This is a genomic window from Streptomyces sp. NPDC054975 (assembly GCF_053609105.1).
This window is the reverse complement of the sequence record NZ_JBSGWV010000004.1, coordinates 262468-285689: the sequence shown is the minus strand read 5'-3', so window position 1 is coordinate 285689 and position 23222 is coordinate 262468. Positions and strand designations below refer to the sequence as shown.

Sequence of the window (23222 nt, the reverse complement as noted above, 5' to 3'; positions counted from 1 at the left end):
AGGTGTGCGCGATGCTCAGCGAACGCAGACTCGAGGTGCTGCGCGCCATCGTCCAGGACTACGTCGGGACGGAGGAGCCGGTCGGCTCCAAGGCGCTCACGGAGCGCCACAAGCTCGGCGTCTCGCCGGCCACCGTGCGCAACGACATGGCCGTCCTGGAGGACGAGGGCTACATCGCCCAGCCTCACACCAGCGCCGGACGCATCCCGACCGACAAGGGGTACCGCCTCTTCGTCGACCGGCTCGCCGGCGTCAAGCCGCTGTCGACGCCCGAGCGGCGCGCGATCCACAACTTCCTCGACGGGGCCGTCGACCTCGACGACGTCGTCGGACGCACGGTCCGGCTGCTCGCGCAGCTGACCCGCCAGGTCGCCGTCGTGCAGTACCCGTCGCTGACCCGCTCGACGGTCCGGCACGTGGAGCTGCTCGCCCTCGCCCCCGCCCGGCTGATGCTCGTGCTCATCACGGACACCGGCCGGGTCGAGCAGCGCGTCATCGACTGCCCGGCGCCGTTCGGCGAGACCTCCCTGGCCGACCTGCGCGCCCGGCTCAACAGCCGGGTCGTCGGTCGCCGTTTCGCGGACGTGCCGCAGCTGGTGCAGGATCTCCCGGAGTCCTTCGAGGAGACGGAGGACCGCGGGACGGTCTCGACGGTGCTCGCGACCCTGCTCGAAACCCTGGTGGAAGAGCACGAGGAGCGGCTGATGATCGGCGGTACCGCCAATCTCACCCGCTTCGGACATGACTTCCCCCTCACGATCAGGCCTGTGCTCGAAGCGCTGGAGGAGCAGGTCGTGCTCCTCAAGCTGCTCGGCGAGGCCAAGGACTCGGGCATGACCGTACGGATCGGGCATGAGAACGCCCACGAGGGCCTCACCTCCACGTCCGTCGTCGCGGTCGGCTACGGTTCGGGCGACGAGGCAGTCGCCAAACTCGGCGTGGTCGGACCGACCCGCATGGACTACCCCGGAACGATGGGAGCGGTACGCGCAGTGGCACGTTACGTCGGACAGATCCTGGCGGAGTCGTAAGTGGCCACGGACTACTACGCCACGCTTGGCGTACGCCGCGACGCGTCCCAGGACGAGATCAAGAAGGCATTCCGGCGGCTCGCGCGCGAGCTGCACCCGGATGTGAATCCCGATCCGAAGACGCAGGAGCGCTTCAAGGAGATCAACGCCGCGTACGAGGTGTTGTCGGACCCGCAGAAGAAGCAGGTCTACGACCTCGGCGGCGACCCGCTGTCCGCCTCGGGCGGTGGCGGCGGAGCCGGCGGCTTCGGCCAGGGCGGCTTCGGGAACTTCTCGGACATCATGGACGCGTTCTTCGGTACGGCGTCGCAGCGCGGGCCGCGCTCGCGCACCCGTCGCGGCCAGGACGCGATGATCCGGCTGGAGATCGACCTCAACGAGGCGGCCTTCGGCACCACGAAGGACATCCAGGTCGACACGGCCGTCGTCTGTACGACGTGCTCGGGTGAGGGCGCCGCGCCCGGCACCTCCGCCCAGACCTGTGACATGTGTCGCGGTCGCGGTGAGGTCTCCCAGGTCACCCGGTCCTTCCTTGGCCAGGTCATGACCTCCCGCCCCTGCCCGCAGTGCCAGGGCTTCGGCACCGTCGTCCCGACCCCGTGCCCCGAGTGCGCGGGTGACGGCCGGGTCCGGTCCCGCCGGACGCTCACGGTCAAGATCCCGGCAGGTGTCGACAACGGCACGCGTATCCAGCTGGCCGGCGAGGGCGAGGTCGGCCCGGGCGGCGGCCCGGCGGGCGACCTGTACGTGGAGATCCACGAGGTCCCGCACGAGACCTTCCAGCGGCGCGGCGACGACCTGCACTGCACGGTCACCATCCCGATGACGGCGGGCGCGCTCGGCACGAAGGTGCCGCTGCAGACGCTCGACGGGCTCGAGGAGGTCGACATCCGCCCGGGCACCCAGTCCGGCCAGTCGATCCCGCTGCACGGTCGCGGCATCACGCACCTGCGCGGCGGCGGACGCGGCGACCTGATCGTCCACGTCGAGGTGACGACCCCGTCGAAGCTCGACGCCGAGCAGGAGCGGCTGCTGCGCGAACTGGCCAAGCTGCGGGGCGAGGAGCGGCCGACGGGTCAGTTCCAGCCGGGTCAGCAGGGGTTGTTCTCGCGGTTGAAGGACGCGTTCAACGGGCGGTAGGCGCGCCTGCCGGGGATCGTCCACGGGGGCGGTAGGCCTACGGAGGGGCGGCGTCCGCATGGTGCGGGTGTCGCCCTTCGGCGTACCCGGAACCATGGATTCGGACGCCGACTCCCGGCATGGCACCATGCCTGCATGTCCACCGCGCTGACCGATCTCTCCCGTTACCCGATCGTGCAGGCACCCATGGCGGGTGGCGCCTCCACCCCGCAGCTCGTCGGGGCGGTGTGCGAGGCCGGTGGGCTCGGGTTTCTCGCCGGGGGGTACAAGACCGCGGGCGGGCTGTACCAGGAGATCAAGCAGGTGCGCGGGCTGACCGGGCAGCCCTTCGGTGTGAACCTCTTCATGCCGCCGGGCGGACAGCCCGCCGACCCCGCCGCCGTCGAGGTGTACCGGCACCAGCTCGCCGGAGAGGCCGCCTGGTACGAGACGGACCTCGGCGACGCCGACAGCGGGCGCGACGACGCCTACGACGCCAAGCTCGCGATCCTCCTGGAGGACCCGGTCCCCGTCGTCTCGTTCACCTTCGGCTGCCCGGACCGGGACATCGTCGAGGCCTTCGCCCGCGCCGGTACGTTCACGATCGTCACCGTCACCTCCGCCGAAGAGGCCCAGGCCGCCCAGCGGGCCGGTGCCGACGCCGTCTGCGTCCAGGGCGTCGAGGCCGGCGGCCATCAGGGCACGCACCGCGACGACCCGGACGCCGCCCTCGCAGGGACCGGGCTGCTCACGCTCGTCACCCAGGTCCGGGAGGCCGTGCGGCTGCCGATCGTCGCCACCGGAGGGATCATGCGCGGCGCCCAGATCGCCGCCGCCCTCGCCGCCGGCGCCGACGCCGCCCAGCTCGGCACCGCGTTCCTGGTGTGCCCCGAATCGGGCGCCCACGCGCTGCACAAGCAGGCCCTGACCAACCCGCTCTTCGTCCGGACCGAACTCACCCGCGCGTTCTCCGGCCGCCCCGCCCGCGGGCTCGTCAACCGCTTCATGCGCGAGCACGGGCCGTACGCCCCCGCCGCCTATCCCGAGGTCCACCACCTCACCGCCCCGCTCCGCAAGGCCGCCGCGACCGCCGGTGACGCGCAGGGCATGGCCTTGTGGGCCGGCCAGGGGCACCGGCTGGCCCGCGACCTTCCCGCCGGCCAGCTCGTCGAGGTGCTGGCCGCCGAACTCGACACCGCACTGACCGCGCAGGCCCACAGGAGTACCGCCTCATGACCGCACCCGTCTTCGTCGTCGAGGCCGTCCCCGGCACCGGCACCTTCCTCCTCGACGGCCCCGAGGGCCGCCATGCCGTCTCCGTGAAGCGGTTGCGGGCGGGGGAGGAGGTCGTCCTCACCGACGGGCGGGGCACCTGGGCGGACTGCGTGGTGCTCGGTGCCGAGGGCAAGGACCAGCTGACCGTGCAGGTCTCGGCCACGTACGAGGAGGCCGAGCCCGCGCCCCGTATCACCGTCGTCCAGGCGCTGCCCAAGGGCGACCGGGGCGAACTGGCCGTCGAGATCATGACGGAGACGGGGGTCGACGCGATCGTGCCGTGGGCCGCGTCCCGCTGCATCACCCAGTGGAAGGGCGACCGGGGCCTGAAGGCCCTCGCGAAGTGGCGGGCGACCGCGCGCGAGGCCGGTAAGCAGTCGCGCCGCACCCGCTTCCCCGAGGTCGCCGACGCGATGACCACCAAGCAGGTCGCCGCGCTCCTCGCGGGCGCCGACTTCGCCGCCGTCCTGCACGAGGACCGGGACCACCCCAGCGGCGCGCTCGCCGACGCCGAACTCCCCGCCGAGGGCGAGATCGTGCTCGTCGTCGGACCCGAAGGGGGCGTCTCCCCCGAGGAGTTGGCGGCGTTCGAGGCGGCCGGCGCGAAGCCGTACCGGCTGGGCCGCAGCGTCCTTCGTACCTCCACGGCCGGTACGGCGGCGACCGCGCTGCTCCTGGGCCGTACGGGCCGCTGGAGCTAGTCCGCCTCCTGAGGCGACACGGTCGCCTCCTGCTGTGCCACCACCGCGTCGAACAGCGGCCAGCCGTCCACCTCCGTGATCCCGTGCGGGACCGGCAGCAGGCCGCGGGCCGCGGCCTCGTCGAGCAACCGGCGGACGGCGCCCGGCTCGTGGAGGTTCAGGTCGGGGCCGGACGGGGTGCCGACCGTGCCGGCCGCCCCCGTCCCGTTCGACGCCAAACGCCCCTGCCCCGTCGGGAACACAAGGCGCAGCTGGGCGTGCCGGTCGTCCGCCCGACGCAGGGTCAGCAATTCGCGACAGTCCGGGTAATCGGGGCCGAGGGGTGTGCGGCCCGGTGTGTGCTGGTGCCCCACCGACCACAGCCAGACGGTCCCGTCCACCACGAGCCTGCGCGGCACTCGTTCACGTCTCATGCCCGGCACCCTAGGCGGGGCGCTGTGCGCCTCGCCCGTTCTTTTCGGGCGCGTCGGGCAGCCGGAACCCGGTGGCCGCGGCGGCCGGGCCGCTCCCTAGGCTGGGCCGCATGTCCGACGAGTCTCCCCTGATCCGTAGTCTGCGCGCCGCGCTCGCCGCCGCGCCCGAAGACGTACCCCTGCGGCTCCACTTCGCCGAACTGCTCCTCGCGGAGGGGCGGGGCGACGAGGCCGTCACGGAGGCGGCCGTCGCACTCCAGCACGCGCCCGGCGACGAGGCGGCCCGCGCCCTGATGGTCCGCGCGATGGGCCTCCCCGCCGCGCCCGCGCCTGCCGCGCCTGCCGCCTCCATTCCGTCCCAGGAGGCTCCCGCCGAAGTCCCGGCCCAAGTCCCGGCCGAAGCTCCGGCCGAGGTCGCGGCCGAAGTCCCGGCGGAAGCTCCGGCCGAGGTCGCTGCCGAAGCACCCGCCGAAGTCCAGGCCGAAGCCAAGGTCGAAGCACCCGCCGAAGCCAAGGCCGAAACCCCCACCGGCGCCCCCGGCTTCGACTGGAAGGCGGCCGAGCAGGAGGTCGGGGATCTCGTCGGGCCCCGGTTCGTCACCGGTGAGACCGCCGGTCTTGAGCAGCCCCTCACCGCCGACGGGAGCGGCGACGCCGACGACGCCTCGGACCTGGACATCGAACGGCCCGGCTCCGTACGCCTCGCCGACGTCGGCGGCATGCAGGAGGTCAAGGACCGCCTGGAGGCCGCCTTCCTCGCCCCGATGCGCAACCCCGAACTTCGCAAGCTGTACGGGAAGTCGCTCCGCGGCGGCCTGCTCCTCTACGGCCCGCCCGGTTGCGGCAAGACGTTCATCGCCCGGGCGGTCGCCGGCGAGCTCGACGCGAGCTTCATCTCGATCTCGCTCTCCGACATCCTCGACATGTACCTGGGCACGTCCGAGAAGAACGTCCACGACCTCTTCAAGGCGGCCCGCGCCCAGGCTCCCTGCGTCATCTTCCTCGACGAGCTCGACGCCCTCGGCGCCAAGCGTTCCCACACGCGCCACACCGGAATGCGCAACGTCGTCAACCAGCTCCTCACCGAGCTCGACGGCGTCGACGGCGCCGAGAACGAGGGCGTCTTCGTCCTCGCCGCCACCAACGTCCCCTGGGACGTGGACCTCGCGCTGCGCCGGCCCGGCCGCCTCGACCGCACCCTGCTCGTCCTGCCGCCCGACGCCCCGGCGCGCGAGGCGATCCTCCGCTACCACCTGCGCGAACGCCCCATCGAATCGGTCGACCTGGGCAGACTCGTCAAGGCCACCGAGGACTTCTCCGGTGCCGATCTCGCTCACGTCTGCGAGTCGGCCGCCGAGTCCGCGCTCCTCGACTCCGCCCGTACCGGCACCGTACGCATGATCAACATGAAGGATCTGCTCGGCGCCGCCAAGCAGATCCGGCCGTCCAGCGAATCCTGGTTCGCCGCGGCCCGCAATGTGGCGATGTTCGCCAACGACGGCGGGATCTACGACGACCTGGTCACCTACCTGAAGAAGAAGCGGAAGCTGTGAGCGTGACGCACCCCCAGCTCGAACAGGCCGAGCTGCTCTACGGGATGGGCCGGTACGAGCAGAGCCGGGAACGGGTCGCCCAGTACCTCGCCGAGGCCCCCGACGACCCCGACGCCCTTGTGCTGCTCGCCCGCTGCCACCTGCTCGCGGAGCGGTTCGACGAGGGCCTCGCCGCTGCCGACGAGGCGCTGACCCACGCACCCGACTTCGCCTTCGGGCACTACATCCGCGGCGTCCTGCTCCGCAGACTCGGGCGGGCCCACGACGCCGAGGAGGCGATGCGCGAGACCATCCGCCTCGACCCGGACTACTGGGCGCCGCGCGCCGTGCGGGCCGAGCTGATGCCCTTCGTACGGGACCGGGTCCCCGGAGGCGACGCGGCCGCGATCGCCGAGGGGCTCGCGGAGGCGCAGGAGGCCGTCCGGCTCGGGCCGGACGAGACCCGCGCGTGGGAGGCGCTGTACAAGCTCGCCCTCTTCAACCAGCGCCCCGACCTCCGCGACGAGGCCGTCCGGCAGCTCCTGCGGATCGACCCCACCAACACCCTCGCCGTCACCGAGGCCACCGAGCGCGAGGCCGCCAAGCCCGGCACGTCCGCCGCCCAGGCCGCCGACCTGTACGCGGGCGGTCTCGCCGCCGCTCCGAACGCCAACTGGCTGCGCCGCGACCTCGACCAGGCCGTCTACCGGATGCTGCGCGGCACCCGCTGGCTCGCCCTGCTCTGTCTGGTCATGGCGGGCGTGACCGCCGACATCTTCCCCACCGACGGCGAGGAGCCGAAGGAGCTCCCGATCCACCTCGGCACCCGGCTCTGGGCGCTCGCGCTGATGGCGGCGGTGTGGGGCTTCGGCGCCTGGCGACGCTACCTGCGGATGCGTGCCGGCGTGCGGCTGACCGTACGGGACCTCGTACGGCGGAAGGTCTGGGCGCGCATCGTCCTCGGCCAGGCCACCCTCGCCACGCTCTGCGCCCTGCTGATCGTCCTCGTGCCCTGGACCGACCGCACGATCCCCCAGGTCCTCTTCTGGCTGGGGCTCGTACCGAACCTGCTCAGCATCACCCACGACCGGAACAAGGTCTGATGAACGGCCCCCTCCTGGAGAGGGCCGACGCGCTCTTCGACGCCGGGCGGTACGAGCAGGCCGCCGGCCTCGTCGCCCCGGGCGGTGAAGCCGTCCGGCGTGGGCGGGCACGTGGCCGATACGATGCCCGCGTAGCTGATCACCGACGGCGAGGAGGCCCGGGCCATGACCGGAGAGCCGCAGAGCGACTGCCTGTTCTGCAAGATCGCGGACGGGGAGGTTCCGGCGACGATCGTGCGTGAGACGGAGACGACCCTCGCCTTCCGGGACATCAACCCGCAGGCGCCCACGCACGTGCTCGTCATCCCGCGCGTCCACTACCCCGACGCCGCGAGCCTCGCCGCCGCCGCGCCGACCATCGCCGCCGACGTGCTGCGCGAGGCCGGCGAGATCGCCGCGCAGGAGAAGGTCGACGGCACGGGATTCCGGATCGTCTTCAACACCGGGGTCGGCGCGGGTCAGACCGTCTTCCACGCCCACGCGCACGTCCTCGGCGGCCGCGGCCTCAACTGGCCCCCCGGATAAGCCGTGTCCGTACGTGAACTCGTCGTGCTCGGGACCGCCAGTCAGGTCCCGACCCGGCACCGCAACCACAACGGCTATCTGCTGCGCTGGGACGGGCAGGGCGTCCTGTTCGATCCCGGCGAGGGCACCCAGCGTCAGATGCTGCGGGCCGGCGTCGCCGCGCACGACATCGACCGGATCTGCGTGACGCACTTCCACGGCGACCACTCGCTGGGCCTGGCGGGCGTGATCCAGCGGATCAACCTCGACCAGGTCCCGCACCCGGTCACCGCGCACTACCCGGCGAGCGGGCAGCGCTTCTTCGAGCGGCTGCGGTACGCGACGGCCTACCGCGAGACGGTGAAGCTGACGGAGGCCCCGGTGGCCGCCGACGGGCCCCTCGCCGTCACCGACGCGTACACCCTGGACGCGTACCGGCTCTCGCACCCCGTCGAGTCGTACGGCTACCGGCTCGTCGAGCCCGACGGGCGCCGCATCCTGCCCGAGCGGCTCGCCGCGCACGGCATCAAGGGCCCGGACGTCGGCCGCATCCAGTGTGAGGGCGTCCTGAACGGCGTGACGCTGGAGTCGGTGAGCGAGGTGCGCCGCGGGCAGCGGTTCGCGTTCGTCATGGACACCCGGCTCTGCGACGGCGTGCACGCGCTCGCGGAGGGGGCCGACATGCTCGTCATCGAGTCGACGTTCCTCGACGAGGACGTCCGGCTCGCCACCGACCACGGCCATCTGACGGCGGGCCAGGCCGCTGCCGTCGCGCGGGACGCGGGGGTGCGGCACCTGGTCCTGACGCACTTCTCGCAGCGGTACGACGATCCCGCCGCGTTCGAACGGCAGGCGCGGGCGGCCGGGTTCGACGGCGAGCTGAGCATTGCCCAGGACCTGATGCGGGTCCCCCTCCCCAAGAGATAGACGAACCACCATGCCCCTCCCCAAGGCCGAACTCCACCTCCACGTCGAAGGCACCCTCGAACCCGAGCTCGCGTTCGCGCTGGCCGCGCGCAACGGCGTCACGCTCCCGTACGCGGACACCGACGAGCTGCGCGAGGCGTACCGCTTCAGCGATCTGCAGTCCTTCCTGGACCTGTACTACGAGCTGATGGCCGTCCTGCGCACGGAGCGGGACTTCACCGAGATGGCCGACGCGTATCTGGCGCGGGCGGCGGCGCAGGGCGTGCGGCACGCCGAGATCTTCTTCGACCCGCAGGCGCACATCGCGCGGGGTGTGCCGATGGGGACGGTCGTGGAGGGCCTGGCCGCCGCGCTGGACCGGGCCGAGGAGCGGCACGGCGTCTCGACGCGGCTGATCATGTGCTTCCTGCGGGACGAGTCCGCCGGGTCGGCGATGGCGACGCTTGAGGCCGCGAAGCCGTATCTGCACCGGATCACGGGCGTCGGCCTGGACTCGGCGGAGGTCGGCCACCCGCCGTCGAAGTTCCGCGAGGTGTACGCGGCGGCCGAGGCGCTCGGCCTGCGCAAGGTCGCCCACGCGGGCGAGGAGGGCCCGCCGGAGTACATCCGCGAGGCGCTGGACGTCCTGGGCGTGGAGCGCGTCGACCACGGGCTGCGCTGCATGGAGGACCCGGAGCTGGTGTCCCGCCTGGTGCGCGACCGGATCCCGCTCACCCTCTGCCCGCTGTCGAACGTACGGCTGCGGGCGATCGACGTCCTGGAGGACCACCCGCTGGCGGCGATGCTGGAGGCGGGGCTCGTGGCGACGGTGAACTCGGACGATCCGGCGTACTTCGGGGGGTACGTGGGGGATGTGTTCGGGGCGGTGCGGGGGGCGTTGGGGCTGGACCGCGAGCAACTGCGGACGTTGGCGCGGAACTCGTTCGAGGCGGCGTTCCTGGACGACGAGGAGGAGCGCCGGGCGCGGTACCTCGCCGAGGTGGAGGCCTACGAGTTCGAGGGGGCGTAAGGCGGGTGGGGTGGGCCGGGGGCGGAGGCGCCGGCTGAAGAGCTCCGGTGGTCAGCCCCGGTCGCTCGGGCGGGCCAGGTGGAAGGAGCGCTGGGCCGCTTGGGGGCCCGTGGGGACCGGGATCTCCGTGACCTCCTGTTCCGGGGCGCCCATCTGCGGCACCAGGCCCGTCGTCGAACCCGTCGTGCCCGCAAGGACCGCCGCCGGGGCGCCGCCGCGGCGGCGGATCGAGCCGGGGACAAGGGGGCGGCCGGAGGTGTGGAGGGCGACCGCCGTCATGGGGGCCGCCGCCAGCAGGAGCAGGGCGCACAGGACCAGGCCCATGCCCGGGTACCCGGCCTGCTCGGACAGGACGCTGCCGGTGACCGGGCCGACGGCCACGCCCAGCGACGACGCCGAGCCCACCAGCACCGCCCACCGCCCGCGCGGGTCCAGGGAGGCGGCGAGGCCGAACAGGTACGACAGGACGACCGGGTAGAAGAGGTTCCACAGGATCTCGCCGGTCGCGAACGACAGCAGGCTCTCCGCGCCCGAGCTGACGAGGACGCACACGGCGATGATCGCCGTGCCCGCCCCGATCGGCGCCGCCCGGCCCAGGCGTGAGCCGAGCGCCCCGGCCGCCGTGACGCCCGCGAGCCCGGCGCCCAGGGCCACCGCGAACACGGCACCGACGGTGACCTCGCTCAGGCCGGCCTGGGTGAGCCCGATCCGGCCGCTCACGCCCCAGAGGGCGTTCTGGGCCATGGACCAGCACAGGATCGCGGCGGCGAGCACCAGGCCCGAGCGCCGGTGGGGGAGCGGGGAGCCCCCGAGAGCCCCCTCGGCCCTCGGCGACGCCCCCTCGAACCCGCGGCCGAGACCGCCCGTCAGCGGCCAGACCAGCGCCGCCGCCAGCGCGATCGACGCGAACGGCAGCTCGTGGCCCCCGCCGAGGTGGGGAAGGGTGAGATAGAGAGCGCCCGCCGTCGCCGAGACCGTGAGCAGGCCGAGCGTGGAGGCCCGGTGAGGGTCCCGCTGGGCCGCGATGCCCGCGGCGGCCACCGCGAGGGCCGTACCGGAGCCGAAGCCGCCGACGACCGCGCCGCCGACCACCAGAGGAACGGTCGCGGTCAGCGCCGCGGAGCCGTAGCCCAGGCACATCGCGGCGAGGCCGCACCGGGCCAGTCGGCGCGGGCCGATCCGGTCCACGCGCGCGGCCAGGGTGAAGCCGGCCGAGGCGGAGGCGAGCAGCAGGACCGAGCCGACCAGGCCCGCCTGGGCCGGGGTGAGGCCGAGTCCGGCGGAGAGTCTGCCGACGACGGTGGGGAGCAGGTACGGAGCGAGGTAACCGGCCGTGAACAGGGCCACGAGGGGCCCCAGGGCGCGCGGGCGCGACGACATGGGCGTTCCAGAGAACGGGGGGAAGGTGGGGTGGAGCGCCCGGTGTTGCACGGGATCGCGGGACATGTGTATCAAGCGGGCGAGGGCCCCGAGAAGCCCGAAGAGGAAGGAAAGCCCCCATTCAATTTGTGATCTGGGTCACTATGGGGTTTGGGGGTGTGCTCGCCGGGTACGCGTGCGCGGTTTTCTGTCGGCGTCACCCCTGTCGCTCCGCCCCCATCAGGCACACTGGCCTGGTCAGCACCACGGACGGGAGCAAGCCGTGACCACAGCACGAGGAGACCAGCAACACGACGCGGGAGTCGACCCGTTGGTGCGCCTGCGCGAGCCCACCGACCCCGCCTGCGACGTCTTCCTCACCGGCACGGTCTTCCTCGACATCATCTTCACCGGCCTCGACAGCGCCCCCGTGCGCGGCACCGAGTCCTGGGCCCGGGGCATGGGGTCCAGCCCCGGCGGCGTCGCCAACATGGCCACCGCGCTCGCCCGCCTCGGCCTGCACACCTCGCTCGCCGCCGCCTTCGGGGACGACCACTACGGCGAGTACTGCTGGGACGCCCTGGAGCAGGGCGAGGGCATCGACCTCTCGCTCTCCCGGACCGTGCCCGGCTGGCACTCCCCGGTCACCGTCTCCATGGCGTACGAGGGCGAGCGCACGATGGTCTCCCACGGCCACGAGGCCCCGCCCCTGGACGGCGCTCTGCCCGCCTACCCGCCGCACGCCCGCGCCGCCGTCGCCTCGCTCGTGCCGGGCCGGGCCGAGGGGTGGGTCGCCCAGGCCGCGCGGGGCGGCGCGAAGGTCTTCGCCGACGTCGGCTGGGACGACACCGGCCGCTGGGACCTGGCGGGACTGGCCGACCTGGAGCACTGCGAGGCCTTCCTGCCCAACGCCCAGGAGGCCATGCGCTACACCCGCACCGACTGCCCCAGGGCCGCCGCGCGGGCGCTCGCCGACAAGGTCCGCTACGCGGTGGTCACCCTGGGTGCCGAGGGCGCGTACGCGGTCGACGGCGCCACCGGCGAGACCGCCGAGGTGCCCGCCATCGAGGTCTCCGCACTCGACCCGACGGGCGCCGGGGACGTCTTCGTGGCCGGGTTCGTCACCGGGACGCTCGCCGGCTGGCCCCTGGCCGACCGGCTGGCCTTCGCCGGGCTGATCGCCGCGCTCTCCGTCCAGGAGTTCGGCGGCTCGCTCTCCGCCCCCGGCTGGGGCGAGGTCGCCGCCTGGTGGGAGCACGTCCAGGAGCACGTCTGCCAGGACCCCGAGGCCCTCCGCGCCCGCTACGCCTTCCTGGAACGCCTCCTCCCGGCCGCCACGCGCCCCTGGCCGCTGCGCCGGGCCGTCCCGACCATCGGGTTCCGCGCCGCCCCCTCGTAGCCGCCACTCGCGCCCGGCCCCGCCGCTCAGGCCGGTCCTCGTGGCCGCCGCTCGGACCGCCCCCTCGGAAAAGCCTTCGGCCTTGTCAGTGACAAGTCGTAGGCTTGGTATCCAGAGGTTGTCGAGCGGCGAGAACCCTGCAACAGGAGGTATGTGCAGGCCACAGTGCCGGCCCATGACTCAGACACCCACAGCCCCCAACGGCGCGCCGGGCGAGACCCGCGCCCTGTTCACCGTCCCCGCCAAGCATCCGATGGTGACCGTCCTCGGTTCCGGTGACGCGCTCCTGCGTGTGATCGAGAAGGCGTTCCCGAAGGCCGACATCCATGTCCGGGGCAACCAGGTCAGCGCTGCTGGAGAGGCGGGCGAAGTAGCCCTCATCCAGCGCCTGTTCGACGAGATGATGCTGGTGCTCCGCACCGGACAGCCGATGACGGAGGACGCAGTGGAACGCTCGATCGCCATGCTCAGGGCGAGCGAGAACGGCAGTGCGGAGGCAGGCCAGGAGACCCCGGCCGAGGTGCTCACGCAGAACATCCTCTCCAGCCGCGGCCGCACCATCCGCCCCAAGACCCTCAACCAGAAGCGGTACGTCGACGCGATCGACAAACACACGATCGTCTTCGGCATCGGCCCCGCGGGCACCGGCAAGACGTATCTGGCCATGGCCAAGGCGGTCCAGGCCCTGCAGTCCAAGCAGGTCACCCGGATCATCCTGACCCGGCCGGCCGTCGAGGCGGGCGAGCGGCTCGGCTTCCTGCCCGGCACGCTCTACGAGAAGATCGACCCCTACCTGCGGCCGCTCTACGACGCGCTGCACGACATGCTCGACCCCGACTCGATCCCGAAGCTGATGGCCTCGGGCACGATCGAGGTCGCGCCGCTGGCGTACATGCGCGGACGGACGCTCAACGACGCGTTCATCATCCTGGACGAGGCGCAGAACACGAACCCCGAGCAGATGAAGATGTTCCTCACCCGCCTCGGCTTCGATTCCAAGATCGTCATCACCGGTGACATCACCCAGGTCGACCTGCCCGGCGGCACGAAGAGCGGTCTCCGCCAGGTCCGGGACATCCTGGACGGGGTCCCGGACGTCCACTTCTCGATGCTCACCTCCCAGGATGTCGTCCGGCACAAGCTCGTCGGCCGTATCGTCGACGCGTACGAGCAGTACGACAGCCGAAACGGGAAGTAGCCACCAGCACCATGTCGATCGACGTCAACAACGAGTCCGGAACCGAGGTCGACGAGCAGGCGATCCTCGACATCGCCCGCTACGCCCTCGCGCGGATGCGCATCCACCCGCTCTCCGAGCTCTCGGTGATCGTCGTGGACGCGGACGCGATGGAGCAGCTCCATATGCAGTGGATGGACCTGCCGGGCCCGACGGACGTCATGTCCTTCCCGATGGACGAGCTGCGCCCGCCGTCGAAGGACGACGACAACGCGGAGCCCCCGCAGGGGCTCCTCGGCGACATCGTGCTCTGCCCCGAGGTCGCCACCCAGCAGGGCAAGGACGCGCCGACGCAGCACTCCATGGACGAGGAGCTCCAGCTCCTCACCGTCCACGGAGTGCTGCACCTGCTCGGCTACGACCACGAGGAGCCGGACGAGAAGGCCGAGATGTTCGGCCTCCAGGCGGCGATCGTCGACGGCTGGCGCGCGGAGAAGGGCCTGACCGGCCCGTCCCCGGCGCCCACCGTCTCCTGACCCGGGGACCGGGCCCCCGATGAACGCATCGCTCATCCTCGGAGCGGTCGCGCTGGTGATCGTCGCCTGGCTCGCCGCCTGCGCCGAGGCCGGCATCGCCCGCGTCTCCAGCTTCCGCGCCGCCGAGGCCGTCCGGTCCGGACGGCGCGGCGCCGAGAAGCTGACGCAGGTCGCCTCCGACCCCACCCGCTACCTCAACGTGGCGCTGCTCGTCCGCGTCGCCTGCGAGATGGCGGCAGGCGTCCTCGTCACGTACGCGTGCCTGGAGGAGTTCCCCGAGACCTGGGAGGCGCTGCTCGTCGCCATCGCCGTGATGGTGCTCGTCAGCTACGTCGCCGTCGGCGTCTCGCCGCGCACCATCGGCCGGCAGCACCCGCTGAACACGGCGACCGCCGCCGCCTACGTGCTGCTGCCACTGGCCCGCATCATGGGCCCGATCCCGCAGCTGCTCATCCTGATCGGCAACGCGCTCACCCCCGGCAAGGGCTTCCGCAAGGGCCCCTTCGCCTCCGAGGCCGAGCTGCGGGCGATGGTCGACCTGGCCGAGCAGGAGTCGCTGATCGAGGACGACGAGCGCCGGATGGTGCACTCCGTCTTCGAGCTCGGCGACACGCTCGTACGGGAGGTCATGGTGCCGCGCACCGATCTCGTCGCCATCGAGCGGTACAAGACCGTCCGGCAGGCCCTCACCCTCGCGCTGCGCTCCGGCTTCTCCCGGATCCCGGTGACGGGCGAGAACGAGGACGACGTCGTCGGCATCGTGTATCTGAAAGACCTGGTCCGCAAGACGCACATCAACCGCGACGCCGAGTCGGACCTGGTGTCGACGGCGATGCGTCCGGCCGCCTTCGTGCCGGACACCAAGAACGCGGGCGACCTGCTGCGCGAGATGCAGCAGGAACGCAACCACGTCGCCGTCGTCATCGACGAGTACGGCGGCACCGCCGGGATCGTCACCATCGAGGACATCCTGGAGGAGATCGTCGGCGAGATCACCGACGAGTACGACCGCGAGCTGCCGCCGGTCCAGGAGCTCGGCGACGACCGCCACCGCGTCACCGCCCGCCTCGACATCGGCGACCTCGGCGAGCTCTACGGCTTCGGCCCGGACGAGTACGACGACGAGGACGTCGAGACCGTCGGCGGACTCCTCGCCAAGGCGCTCGGACGGGTGCCGATCGCCGGTGCCACGGCGGTCGTGGAACTGCCCGACGGGCGTCCGCTGCGGCTGACCGCCGAGTCCCCGGCGGGCCGCCGGAACAAGATCGTGACGGTGCTCGTGGAGCCCGTACGGGCCCATCCCGAAGGGACGCCGGATGACGCCTGAGCAGCTGCGCGCCTTCTGCCTGGAGTTCAACGACGCGACGGAGGAGTTCCCCTTCGGGCCCGACACCTCCGTCTTCAAGGTGGCCGGGAAGATGTTCGCGCTGTCCTGGCTCGACGGCCGGCCGCTGCGGGTCAACCTCAAGTGCGAGCCGGAGGAGGCGGTCCGGCTCCGCGAGGAGTACCCGGCGATCGCGCCGGGCTACCACATGAACAAGCGGCACTGGAACACGGTGACGGTCGGCGAGCTCCCGGACCGCATGGTCAGGGAGCTCGTCGAGGACTCGTACGACCTGGTGGTCGCCGGCCTGCCGAAGGCGGTACGGCTCCGCCTCGACCGGCCTTAGCACCGCGGCCTGCCTCAGCACCGCGACCGGCCGCCTCGATCTTTTACGCGCGCCGCCGCAGGCCGAGGGCGATCATGAGGGCCGCCGCCACCACGATCGCCGCGTCGACGGCGAGGACCGTGCGCACCCCGTCGTACAGGCTCGGGCCGGTCGTCGCGAGGACGCCGAGCAGCGGGATGCCGACGGTGATGCCGACCTGCTGGGTCGTCGTCACCAGACCGGTCGCCAGGCCCTGCTCCTCGTCCGGCACGCCGGAAGTGACGGTCACGCCGTACGAGATGATCGCCGCCAGGTGGCACATGCTCGCCAGCGAGACGCCGACCGTCGCGTACACCGCGCCCGACTCCGTGCCGAGGCCGAGCAGCGCCGCCACGAACACGCCCTGACCGAGCAGGGCGACCGCCAGCGTGCGGCGGGCGCCGAACCGGCCGATGACCTTCGCGGCCATCGACCCGGCGAACACCGACAGGACGCCCTGCACACCGAAGACCAGGCCGGTGCCGAAGGCCGAGAGGCCCAGCGTCTCCTGGAGGTACAGGGTCAGTACGAAGACGACCGTGGACATCATCGAGAAGGTGACGAGCCCGCCCAGGTTGCCGAAGGCCACCGTGCGACGGCGCAGCATCGGCAGCGAGACGAGCGGGGACTCGTGCCGGGACTCGACCACCGCGAACGCCACGAGCAGCAGGACGCCGCCCACCAGGCTGACCAGGACGTCCGCGCCGCCGAAGCCGTGCTCGGCCGCCGTCGACAGGGCGTAGATCACGGCGAGCAGTCCGCCGGTCACCGTCACCGCGCCGGGCACGTCGAGGCGCGGCCGGTCGGCGGTCCGCGACTCGCGCAGCACACCGGGCGCGAGGGGCAGCACGATCAGGCTGAACAGGGCCAGCAGCGCCATCGTGGAGCGCCAGCCGAGGGTGTCGGTCATGACGCCGCCGAGCACCATGCCGATGGTGAAGCCGAGGGACATCAGCGTCCCCGAGATGCCGAGCGCACGGGCCCGCTGCGGGCCCTCGGGGAAGGTCGTCGTCAGCAGGGACATGCCGGTCGGCACGATGGCCGCCGCGCCCAGGCCCTGGAGCGCCCGTCCGGTCAGGAACGAGGCCGGGTCCCAGGAGAAGGTCGCGAGGAGCGAGGCCGCGCCGAAGAGCGTGAGGCCCGCGAGAAACAGCTTCTTGCGCCCGTACAGATCGCCGATCCGGCCGAAGAGCAGCAGGAACCCGCCGGACGGCAGGGCGAACGCGGTCACCGCCCACTGGAGCGCGGACGGGCTCATGCCGAGGTCGGCGCCGAGGACGGGCAGCGCGACGTTCAGTACGGAGAAGTCGAGCGCCACCATGAACTGGGCGGCGCACAGCACGAAGAGGATCAGCCGCGAGCGGCCGGTCAGAGCCGGTGGGGCCGGGGTCGTGTTCGGGGAGGTGAGGGTGGTTGCCATGGCCACCACCCTCGGCGGGCGGGAACATCCGTGGGGAGCGGGAACTTATCCTGTTGGTCGCACCACCAGGCATCCAGGGGGAGGAAGCACGCCGTGGCCACAGCGGTCGAGAACGATGCTGCCAAGGCACACCGACTGGGCGAACTGCGCGAGTTCCTGATGAGCCGTCGGGCCCGGGTCACCCCGGCCGAGGCGGGACTCCCGGAGGGCGGGGCCCGCCGCCGCACGCCCGGCCTGCGGCGCGAGGAGGTCGCCGTCCTCGCGGGCGTCGGCGTCTCCTGGTACCAATGGCTGGAGCAGGGCCGCGACATCACGGTCTCCCCGCAGGTCCTCGACGCGGTCGCGCGCGTGCTGCGGCTCAGCCCGGCCGAGCGGCGCCATCTGTACGTCCTCGCCGCGCTCAACCCGCCCGCGCCCGAGGTCGACCCTGCGGCGCGTGACATGTGCGCGGGGCTGCGGCGGCTGATCGACGCGTGGATGCCGTTCCCGGCGCACATCATGGACGTGTACTGGAACACGATCATGTACAACGAGTCGGCGTCGCTCGTCCTCGGCATGCGGCCCGAGGCCTCGCAGAACTGCCTCGTCTCGTTCTTCACCGACCCGATCTACCGCTCCCGGGCGACCGACTGGAACCGGCTCGCCCCACAGGTCGTCGCCCAGTTCCGGGCCGCCTGCTCGGACTGCCCGGACGACGACGGCTTCCGCGCGGTGGTGGAGGAGGCGAAGGCGGCGAGCGCGGAGTTCGCGGCGCTGTGGGAGCGGCGGGACATCTCCCCGGGCGGACAGATCCGCAAGGAGATCGCCCACCCGGTCGTCGGAGCCCTGCACGTGGAGTCCACCCAGCTGAGGGTGCCCGCCCGCCCCGACCTGACGATCGTCATGCACACCCCGCTGCCGCAGGCCGACACGGCGGCCAAGCTGGAGTGGCTGGTCTCCCCGGAGGGGCGGCGCGGGGCGATGTATCCGGTGGCGGGCTGAGCAGGGCTCCTGCCGTACGGCGCTGTCAGGGGGCCCGTATATCCTCCTCGCGATCCGGTCGCCCCCCACCGTTACCGGGTTGCCCCATCACCCTCGCACCCGCAAAGGGCTCATTCACCATGCACACTCGCATTCGCCACGGGCTGGCCGCCGCTTTCGCCGTCTCCGCCCTCTCGCTCACCGCAGCGTGCGGTGGCGGCGCCGCCAAGGACGACACCAAGACGGACAAGGCGGCCGACAAGCCGGCCGCCGGCCAGTCGACGTCGGCCGCCCCGGCGCCTGCCACCCCGGCGCCGGCCACGCCGCTGACGGCCGCCCAGATGAAGGCCGGCGTCCTGGAGCTGAAGGACCTGCCATCGGGTTGGAAGGCCGTCAAGGCCGAGGAGGGCCCGACCATCACCAAGGTCGACAAGCCCGAGTGCATGCCGATCGCGGGCCTGCTCGCGGAGAAGCTCTCGGGCGCGACGCTCGGTGGCTCGGGCGACTTCGAGAACGGCGGAACCACGACGCTCAACCAGGAGGTCCTGACCTTCCCGGGCAACGGGGCCACCGAGTTCGTCAAGAACGTGGGCACCGCCCTGGGGACCTGCAAGGGATTCAGTGCCAGGGCGGAGGGCATGAAGGTGACGGCCACCGTCGAGAAGCTCACCGCTCCGCAGGGCGCCGAGGAGGCGCACGCCCTGCGGCTGAAGCTGAGCATCGCCGAGGTGGGTTACAACACCGAGGTGAACCTGCTGGTCGCCCGCCAGGGGACGGGGATGACCCGCCTCGCGCACGACCCGACCACCGCAGCCGGCAACAAGGACTTCGACGGTTTCGCCAAGCTCGCCAGCGACAAGTTCGTCAAGGGCGCCCAGAGCTGACCCCGTGCCCCGACCTATCCTCGGGGCATGACACTTCAGCCCGACCACGGCGACCTCGGCGCCGAGGACCTCAAGATCATCACGCTGGCGCGCAGCGCCCGCGCCCGTAACGGTGTGCCCGAGGGCGCGGCGGTACGGGACGAGACCGGCCGTACGTACGTGGCCGGGACCGTGGCTCTGGAGTCGCTCAAGCTGAGCGCGCTCCAGACCGCCGTGGCGATGGCCGTGGCCAGTGGGGCCCGGTCCCTGGAGGCCGCGGCCGTCGTCTCGAACGCCGAAGCCGCCTCGGACGAGGACCGCGCGGCCGTACGCGACCTCGGCGGGCCCGACACGCCGGTGCTGCTCGCCGGCCCGGACGGGCAGCTGCGCGCGGCGGTCACGGCGGGCTGAGGCCCGAGGTCGGACGCGCAAAGGGGGCCCGGCATCGCGCCGGGCCCCCTTTGTGACCAGGGAAAACGCCGATCTTGACAGCATCTGATGGGTCATCAGACGGTGCATTTCGATTCCATTGACTTCTCCTGGCCCGCAGCCGTCAATGGCGCCCTCTCATCCCTCAGGAGGGGGCACACATGGCACTTTCGCCCACCCGGACCCGGACCCGAAGACGGCGCTGGACCGCCGCCCTCGGTGCCACCGCCCTCGTGCTCGCCGCGGGCGGCGCGCTGGCGTCCCCGGCCGGCGCGTCGGGGACCGCGTCGCAGGAGGTGGAGTTCCCCACCCGCTGCGTCCCGCCGCCGATCGCCGGCATCCCGCCCATCGAGGGCGTCACGAAGGCCCAGATCACCGTCGACAAGCCCACGCCCAAGGTCGGCGACACCGTCACGGTGACGTACACGATCACCAAGCCGGCCGCCTCGAACCCCGTCGACCTGGCGCTGCCCGCCGACATCATGACCCCCACCGGCAAGGTCGCCCTCGGTGGCGCCCAGTCCGGGGCGGTCACCGTCACCGGCCCCAAGAAGAACCCGCCCGTCCCGGGCAAGGGCACCTTCCCGCCGTTCTCGATGACCGGCACGTTCACGGTCACCGCGCCCGGCTCGATCACCCTCTCGCCCGGTGACTACAACATCCACACCAGCTACATCATGGAGCTGGACACCCCCTGCACGGTCCTCAACCCGCCCGCCCCCGTCTCCGAGACGGTCGTCGCGAGCGCGCAGCCGGGCGCCAACGAGCGGAACATCTCGCTCGGCGCGGCCTCCGGCGCACCCGGCGTCCGGGTCACCGTGACCGGCGCCAAGTTCACCCCGCTCGCCGAGGTCACCGTCGTCGGCCGGGCCGGCGCGGCGGAGACCGCCGACAGGATGACCGTCACGACCGACAGCGAGGGCGGATTCGTCGCCCGCCTGAAGGTCGAGGACAGGGCGACCACCGGGATCGTGGCCTACGAGGGGGCGGCCTGGGACTCCGAGAAGGGCGCGGGACCGGCCGCGTACACCGTCGTCGACGACACCCCGCCGCCGCCGAACAGCCAGAAGCTCAACGCGGTGGTCACGGCGGGCGAACTGTCGATGACCCAGGCCGGTGACGCGGTCCAGCTGTCGTCCGTCGACTTCGGTCAGGGCGGCGCGGCGACCGGCGCCCTGAAGACGGTGACGGTCAAGGACTTCCGCGGCGGCCCCGCCGGCTGGTCCCTGACCGGCAAGGTCACCGACTTCACCGGCCCCGGCGGCTCCATCGGCGCCGGCGCGCTCAGCTGGACCCCGGCCTGCGCCACCAAGGCCGGCAGCCCGAGCACCTGCGTACCCGGCTCGGCGGGCGCGGTCGGCAGCGGCGGGGCGACCCTCGCCTCGACGCCGAACGGCACGCTCACCGGCGGTGAGTTCACCGTCGACGCCCAGGTCTCCCTCGACGTCCCGGCGTTCACCGCGCCCGGCTCGTACGCGGGCGTCCTGACGCTCACCCTGAGCTAGCGACACCAGGCGGGCCGGGCGCGCACCCGGTCGGCCCGCTCCGAACCCCGGGAGGCTTCGCACCGTGCGCAGCAAGCTGTACGTCTTCCTCCTCGCGGCGGCGCTCACGCTGACCGGCGCGCCGGCCGCCCAGGCCGCCGAGAACGGCGAGTGGGCGGTCTACCCGGCCGCCTCCCAGCTCGGCAGCCGGCCGTACTTCTACCTCTCCGCCAACCCCGGCACGACCGTGCGGGACAAGGTCACCGTCGCCAACAAGACCGGGTCCCCGCTGACCTTCCGGCTCTACGGAGCCGACGCGTACAACACCGAACGCGACGGCGGCTTCGCCGTCCGCACGAGCCAGGAGAAGCAGACCGGCGCCGGAGCCTGGATCAAGCCCGACCGCACCCGCGTGACCGTCCCGCCCCGCTCCTCCGTCACGGTGCCGTACACCCTCGCCGTCCCCGAGGACGCCGAACCCGGCGACCACCCCGGCGCCGTCGTCGCCCTCGACGAGCGCGTGGAGTCCGCCGGGCAGGGCTCGGTCGCGGTCGGCGTCCAGCGGGCCGTCGGCGCCAGGGTCTACCTCCGGGTCAACGGCCCCACCGTCCCCGCCCTCGCGGTCGAGGACGTCACGCTCGACCAGGACCGGCCGCTCGTCCCCGGCGCGGGCACCGCCACCGCCGTCGTCTCGTACACCCTCCACAACCGGGGGAACGTGACCCTCAACCCCAAGGTCGCCCTGCGTGCCGAGGGCCTCTTCGGCCGCACCCTGCTCGCCCGCGACCTGGCGAAGATCCCCTCCGAGCTGCTGCCCCGCCAGAAGATCCGGCTGACCGAGCGGTGGACGGGATCGCCGCAGCTCGACTGGGGCGAGGTGACGCTCACAGCGACCGCGAAGGACGTACGGGAGTCAGGGCGGGCCTCCTTCCTCGCGCTGCCGTGGGTGGCCGCGGCCACCGTGCTCGCCGGGTGCGTCGCGGCGCTGATCGGGCTGCGGGTCAGGCGCCGCAGGGGCCCCGCCGGGCACTGAGTACGTGACGGGGGCGCGCATCGGGGAGAATGGCCCCCATGAGCGCTCGTAACCAAGATTCCGAAGCCGTCCACCGGGCCGGCTTCGCCTGCTTCGTCGGCCGCCCCAACGCGGGCAAGTCCACCCTCACGAACGCTCTGGTCGGCCAGAAGGTGGCGATCACCTCCAACCGGCCACAGACCACCCGGCACACGGTGCGCGGCATCGTGCACCGCCCGGACGCGCAGCTGATCCTGGTGGACACGCCCGGCCTCCACAAGCCGCGCACGCTCCTCGGCGAGCGGCTGAACGACGTCGTGCGCACGACGTGGGCGGAGGTCGACGTGATCGGCTTCTGTCTGCCCGCCGACCAGAAGCTCGGCCCCGGCGACCGCTTCATCGCCAAGGAGCTGGCCGGGATCAAGAAGACCCCGAAGGTCGCGATCGTCACCAAGACCGACCTGGTCGACTCCAAGACGCTCGCCGAGCAGCTCATCGCCGTCGACCAGCTCGGCAAGGAGCTGGGCTTCGAGTGGCGGGAGATCGTGCCCGTCTCGGCCGTCGGCGACCAGCAGGTCCAGCTCGTCGCCGACCTGCTGATCCCACTGCTTCCGGAGTCCCCGCCGCTCTACCCCGAGGGCGACCTCACGGACGAGCCGGAGATGGTGATGGTCGCGGAGCTGATCCGCGAGGCGGCGCTGGAAGGCGTACGGGACGAGCTGCCGCACTCGATCGCGGTGGTGGTCGAGGAGATGATCCCGCGTGAGGACCGTCCGGCGGACAAGCCGCTGCTCGACATCCACGCGAACGTCTACATCGAGCGCCCCAGCCAGAAGGGGATCATCATCGGCCCCAAGGGCAGCCGCCTGAAGGAGGTCGGCATGAAGTCCCGCAAGCACATCGAGGCGCTCCTGGGCACCCCCGTCTTCCTCGACCTCCACGTGAAGGTCGCCAAGGACTGGCAGCGCGACCCCAAGCAGCTGCGCAAGCTCGGGTTCTAGCCGGCAGGGCGGGGGCTAGGCCCCTTCCTTCAGGACCTTTTCGATCAGGGCGCGCTGCGACGCCGACAGACGGGGACCGCAGCAGCGGACCGTCTCGCCGTCGACCGTGATCTCGTACGAGAAGCCGTCCGGCACGCCCCGTACGTCACCGTCGCCCTCCTGGACGACGGTGACGGCCAGGGCCTGCCACTCCCCGGCGTCCGGCCGGCCGGAGGTGTCCACCTCGGCCGACCGCTCGATGCCCGCGAAGCCGCCGGTGCGCCGCACTCGAATACGCATG

24 protein-coding genes are annotated in these 23222 nt (G+C 72.3%); 20 read left to right on the top strand and 4 right to left on the bottom strand.

The genetic code is table 11. The features are described from left to right. The first annotated feature begins 11 nt into the window (after positions 1-11). The 4 genes from hrcA (at position 12) to ACWF79_RS07800 (ending at position 4126) form a co-directional block, all read left to right on the top strand. Positions 12-1031 (top strand): heat-inducible transcriptional repressor HrcA, encoded by a 1020-nt coding sequence (gene hrcA / locus ACWF79_RS07815; protein WP_453727156.1) that lies wholly within the window; start codon positions 12-14, stop codon positions 1029-1031. Further along, positions 1032-2171, top strand: a complete 1140-nt coding sequence (dnaJ, locus tag ACWF79_RS07810; protein ID WP_453727155.1) for a molecular chaperone DnaJ — start codon at positions 1032-1034, stop codon at positions 2169-2171. It begins immediately after the preceding gene. Between the two features lie 135 nt (positions 2172-2306). Beyond that, complete coding sequence (locus tag ACWF79_RS07805) at positions 2307-3386, top strand: nitronate monooxygenase (RefSeq protein ID WP_453727154.1); 1080 nt, start codon at positions 2307-2309, stop codon at positions 3384-3386. Next, on the top strand, positions 3383-4126 hold the full coding sequence (locus tag ACWF79_RS07800) for a 16S rRNA (uracil(1498)-N(3))-methyltransferase (RefSeq protein ID WP_453727153.1): 744 nt from the start codon (positions 3383-3385) through the stop codon (positions 4124-4126). The genes ACWF79_RS07805 and ACWF79_RS07800 overlap by 4 nt, the downstream gene beginning before the upstream one ends. Here ACWF79_RS07800 and ACWF79_RS07795 read toward each other — a convergent pair. Next, positions 4123-4539, bottom strand: a complete 417-nt coding sequence (locus ACWF79_RS07795) for a hypothetical protein (RefSeq protein WP_453727152.1) — start codon at positions 4537-4539, stop codon at positions 4123-4125. The two genes, ACWF79_RS07800 and ACWF79_RS07795, sit on opposite strands and share 4 nt — an antisense overlap. A 110-nt stretch (positions 4540-4649) precedes the next feature. Between ACWF79_RS07795 and ACWF79_RS07790 the strand changes: the two genes are divergently transcribed. The 5 genes from ACWF79_RS07790 (at position 4650) to ACWF79_RS07770 (ending at position 9614) form a co-directional block, all read left to right on the top strand. Beyond that, the gene (locus ACWF79_RS07790; protein ID WP_453727151.1) at positions 4650-6092 is read left to right on the top strand and encodes an ATP-binding protein; all 1443 of its coding nucleotides are present in this window, start codon (positions 4650-4652) and stop codon (positions 6090-6092) included. Further along, positions 6089-7174 (top strand): tetratricopeptide repeat protein, encoded by a 1086-nt coding sequence (locus ACWF79_RS07785; RefSeq protein ID WP_453727150.1) that lies wholly within the window; start codon positions 6089-6091, stop codon positions 7172-7174. Before ACWF79_RS07790 ends, ACWF79_RS07785 begins: the two co-directional genes overlap by 4 nt. Positions 7175-7339: 165 nt before the next feature. Next, positions 7340-7699, top strand: coding sequence for a histidine triad nucleotide-binding protein (locus tag ACWF79_RS07780; protein ID WP_453727149.1), 360 nt, complete (start codon positions 7340-7342; stop codon positions 7697-7699). 3 nt (positions 7700-7702) lie between these two features. Next, positions 7703-8605 carry a ribonuclease Z gene (locus ACWF79_RS07775; RefSeq protein ID WP_453727148.1) on the top strand — a complete coding sequence of 301 codons (903 nt, stop codon included), beginning with the start codon at positions 7703-7705 and terminating at the stop codon, positions 8603-8605. A gap of 10 nt (positions 8606-8615) precedes the next feature. Further along, on the top strand, positions 8616-9614 hold the full coding sequence (locus ACWF79_RS07770) for an adenosine deaminase (protein ID WP_453727147.1): 999 nt from the start codon (positions 8616-8618) through the stop codon (positions 9612-9614). Between the two features lie 51 nt (positions 9615-9665). Here the strand turns inward: ACWF79_RS07770 and ACWF79_RS07765 are convergent, their stop codons facing one another. Continuing rightward, positions 9666-10994, bottom strand: a complete 1329-nt coding sequence (locus ACWF79_RS07765; protein WP_453727146.1) for an MFS transporter — start codon at positions 10992-10994, stop codon at positions 9666-9668. A 262-nt stretch (positions 10995-11256) separates the two neighbouring features. On the opposite strand from ACWF79_RS07765, the gene ACWF79_RS07760 reads away from it, so the two are divergent. From ACWF79_RS07760 to ACWF79_RS07740, 5 genes are all read left to right on the top strand, one after another. After that, positions 11257-12372, top strand: a complete 1116-nt coding sequence (locus ACWF79_RS07760) for a carbohydrate kinase family protein (RefSeq protein WP_453727145.1) — start codon at positions 11257-11259, stop codon at positions 12370-12372. Positions 12373-12547: 175 nt separating this feature from the next. Further along, a complete protein-coding gene (locus tag ACWF79_RS07755; RefSeq protein WP_453727144.1) occupies positions 12548-13570 on the top strand; it encodes a PhoH family protein in 1023 nt (340 codons plus the stop codon). 11 nt (positions 13571-13581) lie between these two features. Beyond that, positions 13582-14085, top strand: a complete 504-nt coding sequence (gene ybeY / locus ACWF79_RS07750; RefSeq protein WP_453727143.1) for an rRNA maturation RNase YbeY — start codon at positions 13582-13584, stop codon at positions 14083-14085. A gap of 19 nt (positions 14086-14104) precedes the next feature. Then, positions 14105-15412 carry a hemolysin family protein gene (locus tag ACWF79_RS07745; protein WP_453727142.1) on the top strand — a complete coding sequence of 436 codons (1308 nt, stop codon included), beginning with the start codon at positions 14105-14107 and terminating at the stop codon, positions 15410-15412. After that, a complete protein-coding gene (locus ACWF79_RS07740) occupies positions 15402-15755 on the top strand; it encodes an MmcQ/YjbR family DNA-binding protein (RefSeq protein ID WP_453727141.1) in 354 nt (117 codons plus the stop codon). Before ACWF79_RS07745 ends, ACWF79_RS07740 begins: the two co-directional genes overlap by 11 nt. A gap of 43 nt (positions 15756-15798) precedes the next feature. Here the strand turns inward: ACWF79_RS07740 and ACWF79_RS07735 are convergent, their stop codons facing one another. After that, on the bottom strand, positions 15799-17193 hold the full coding sequence (locus ACWF79_RS07735) for an MFS transporter (protein WP_453727140.1): 1395 nt from the start codon (positions 17191-17193) through the stop codon (positions 15799-15801). Positions 17194-17352: 159 nt separating this feature from the next. On the opposite strand from ACWF79_RS07735, the gene ACWF79_RS07730 reads away from it, so the two are divergent. From ACWF79_RS07730 to era, 6 genes are all read left to right on the top strand, one after another. After that, a complete protein-coding gene (locus ACWF79_RS07730; RefSeq protein ID WP_453727199.1) occupies positions 17353-18174 on the top strand; it encodes a helix-turn-helix transcriptional regulator in 822 nt (273 codons plus the stop codon). Positions 18175-18293: 119 nt separating this feature from the next. Further along, positions 18294-19037 carry a hypothetical protein gene (locus tag ACWF79_RS07725; RefSeq protein ID WP_453727139.1) on the top strand — a complete coding sequence of 248 codons (744 nt, stop codon included), beginning with the start codon at positions 18294-18296 and terminating at the stop codon, positions 19035-19037. 27 nt (positions 19038-19064) lie between these two features. After that, a complete protein-coding gene (locus ACWF79_RS07720) occupies positions 19065-19427 on the top strand; it encodes a cytidine deaminase (RefSeq protein ID WP_361965658.1) in 363 nt (120 codons plus the stop codon). Positions 19428-19606: 179 nt separating this feature from the next. After that, positions 19607-20950, top strand: coding sequence for a beta-xylosidase (locus ACWF79_RS07715; protein ID WP_453727138.1), 1344 nt, complete (start codon positions 19607-19609; stop codon positions 20948-20950). Between the two features lie 64 nt (positions 20951-21014). Then, on the top strand, positions 21015-21962 hold the full coding sequence (locus tag ACWF79_RS07710) for a WxL protein peptidoglycan domain-containing protein (RefSeq protein WP_453727137.1): 948 nt from the start codon (positions 21015-21017) through the stop codon (positions 21960-21962). A 38-nt stretch (positions 21963-22000) separates the two neighbouring features. Beyond that, positions 22001-22942, top strand: coding sequence for a GTPase Era (gene era / locus ACWF79_RS07705; protein WP_453727136.1), 942 nt, complete (start codon positions 22001-22003; stop codon positions 22940-22942). 15 nt (positions 22943-22957) lie between these two features. On the opposite strand, the gene ACWF79_RS07700 is transcribed toward era, so the two are convergent. After that, positions 22958-23221, bottom strand: coding sequence for a protealysin inhibitor emfourin (locus ACWF79_RS07700; protein ID WP_453727135.1), 264 nt, complete (start codon positions 23219-23221; stop codon positions 22958-22960). Position 23222 lies beyond the last annotated feature (1 nt).

Excerpts from the sequence above, each read along its gene's own strand:
- ACWF79_RS07765 (WP_453727146.1), bottom strand. The coding sequence starts at position 10,994 with ATGTCGTCGCGCCCGCGCGCCCTGGGGCCCCTCGTGGCCCTGTTCACG.
- ACWF79_RS07715 (WP_453727138.1), top strand. The coding sequence starts at position 19,607 with ATGGCACTTTCGCCCACCCGGACCCGGACCCGAAGACGGCGCTGGACC.
- ACWF79_RS07735 (WP_453727140.1), bottom strand. The coding sequence starts at position 17,193 with ATGGCAACCACCCTCACCTCCCCGAACACGACCCCGGCCCCACCGGCT.
- ACWF79_RS07770 (WP_453727147.1), top strand. The coding sequence starts at position 8,616 with ATGCCCCTCCCCAAGGCCGAACTCCACCTCCACGTCGAAGGCACCCTC.
- ACWF79_RS07805 (WP_453727154.1), top strand. The coding sequence starts at position 2,307 with ATGTCCACCGCGCTGACCGATCTCTCCCGTTACCCGATCGTGCAGGCA.
- hrcA (WP_453727156.1), top strand. The coding sequence starts at position 12 with ATGCTCAGCGAACGCAGACTCGAGGTGCTGCGCGCCATCGTCCAGGAC.
- ACWF79_RS07730 (WP_453727199.1), top strand. The coding sequence starts at position 17,353 with ATGAGCCGTCGGGCCCGGGTCACCCCGGCCGAGGCGGGACTCCCGGAG.
- ACWF79_RS07795 (WP_453727152.1), bottom strand. The coding sequence starts at position 4,539 with ATGAGACGTGAACGAGTGCCGCGCAGGCTCGTGGTGGACGGGACCGTC.
- ACWF79_RS07755 (WP_453727144.1), top strand. The coding sequence starts at position 12,548 with ATGACTCAGACACCCACAGCCCCCAACGGCGCGCCGGGCGAGACCCGC.
- ACWF79_RS07700 (WP_453727135.1), bottom strand. The coding sequence starts at position 23,221 with ATGCGTATTCGAGTGCGGCGCACCGGCGGCTTCGCGGGCATCGAGCGG.
- ybeY (WP_453727143.1), top strand. The coding sequence starts at position 13,582 with ATGTCGATCGACGTCAACAACGAGTCCGGAACCGAGGTCGACGAGCAG.
- era (WP_453727136.1), top strand. The coding sequence starts at position 22,001 with ATGAGCGCTCGTAACCAAGATTCCGAAGCCGTCCACCGGGCCGGCTTC.
- ACWF79_RS07740 (WP_453727141.1), top strand. The coding sequence starts at position 15,402 with ATGACGCCTGAGCAGCTGCGCGCCTTCTGCCTGGAGTTCAACGACGCG.
- ACWF79_RS07780 (WP_453727149.1), top strand. The coding sequence starts at position 7,340 with ATGACCGGAGAGCCGCAGAGCGACTGCCTGTTCTGCAAGATCGCGGAC.
- ACWF79_RS07745 (WP_453727142.1), top strand. The coding sequence starts at position 14,105 with ATGAACGCATCGCTCATCCTCGGAGCGGTCGCGCTGGTGATCGTCGCC.
- ACWF79_RS07800 (WP_453727153.1), top strand. The coding sequence starts at position 3,383 with ATGACCGCACCCGTCTTCGTCGTCGAGGCCGTCCCCGGCACCGGCACC.
- ACWF79_RS07725 (WP_453727139.1), top strand. The coding sequence starts at position 18,294 with ATGCACACTCGCATTCGCCACGGGCTGGCCGCCGCTTTCGCCGTCTCC.
- ACWF79_RS07790 (WP_453727151.1), top strand. The coding sequence starts at position 4,650 with ATGTCCGACGAGTCTCCCCTGATCCGTAGTCTGCGCGCCGCGCTCGCC.
- ACWF79_RS07720 (WP_361965658.1), top strand. The coding sequence starts at position 19,065 with ATGACACTTCAGCCCGACCACGGCGACCTCGGCGCCGAGGACCTCAAG.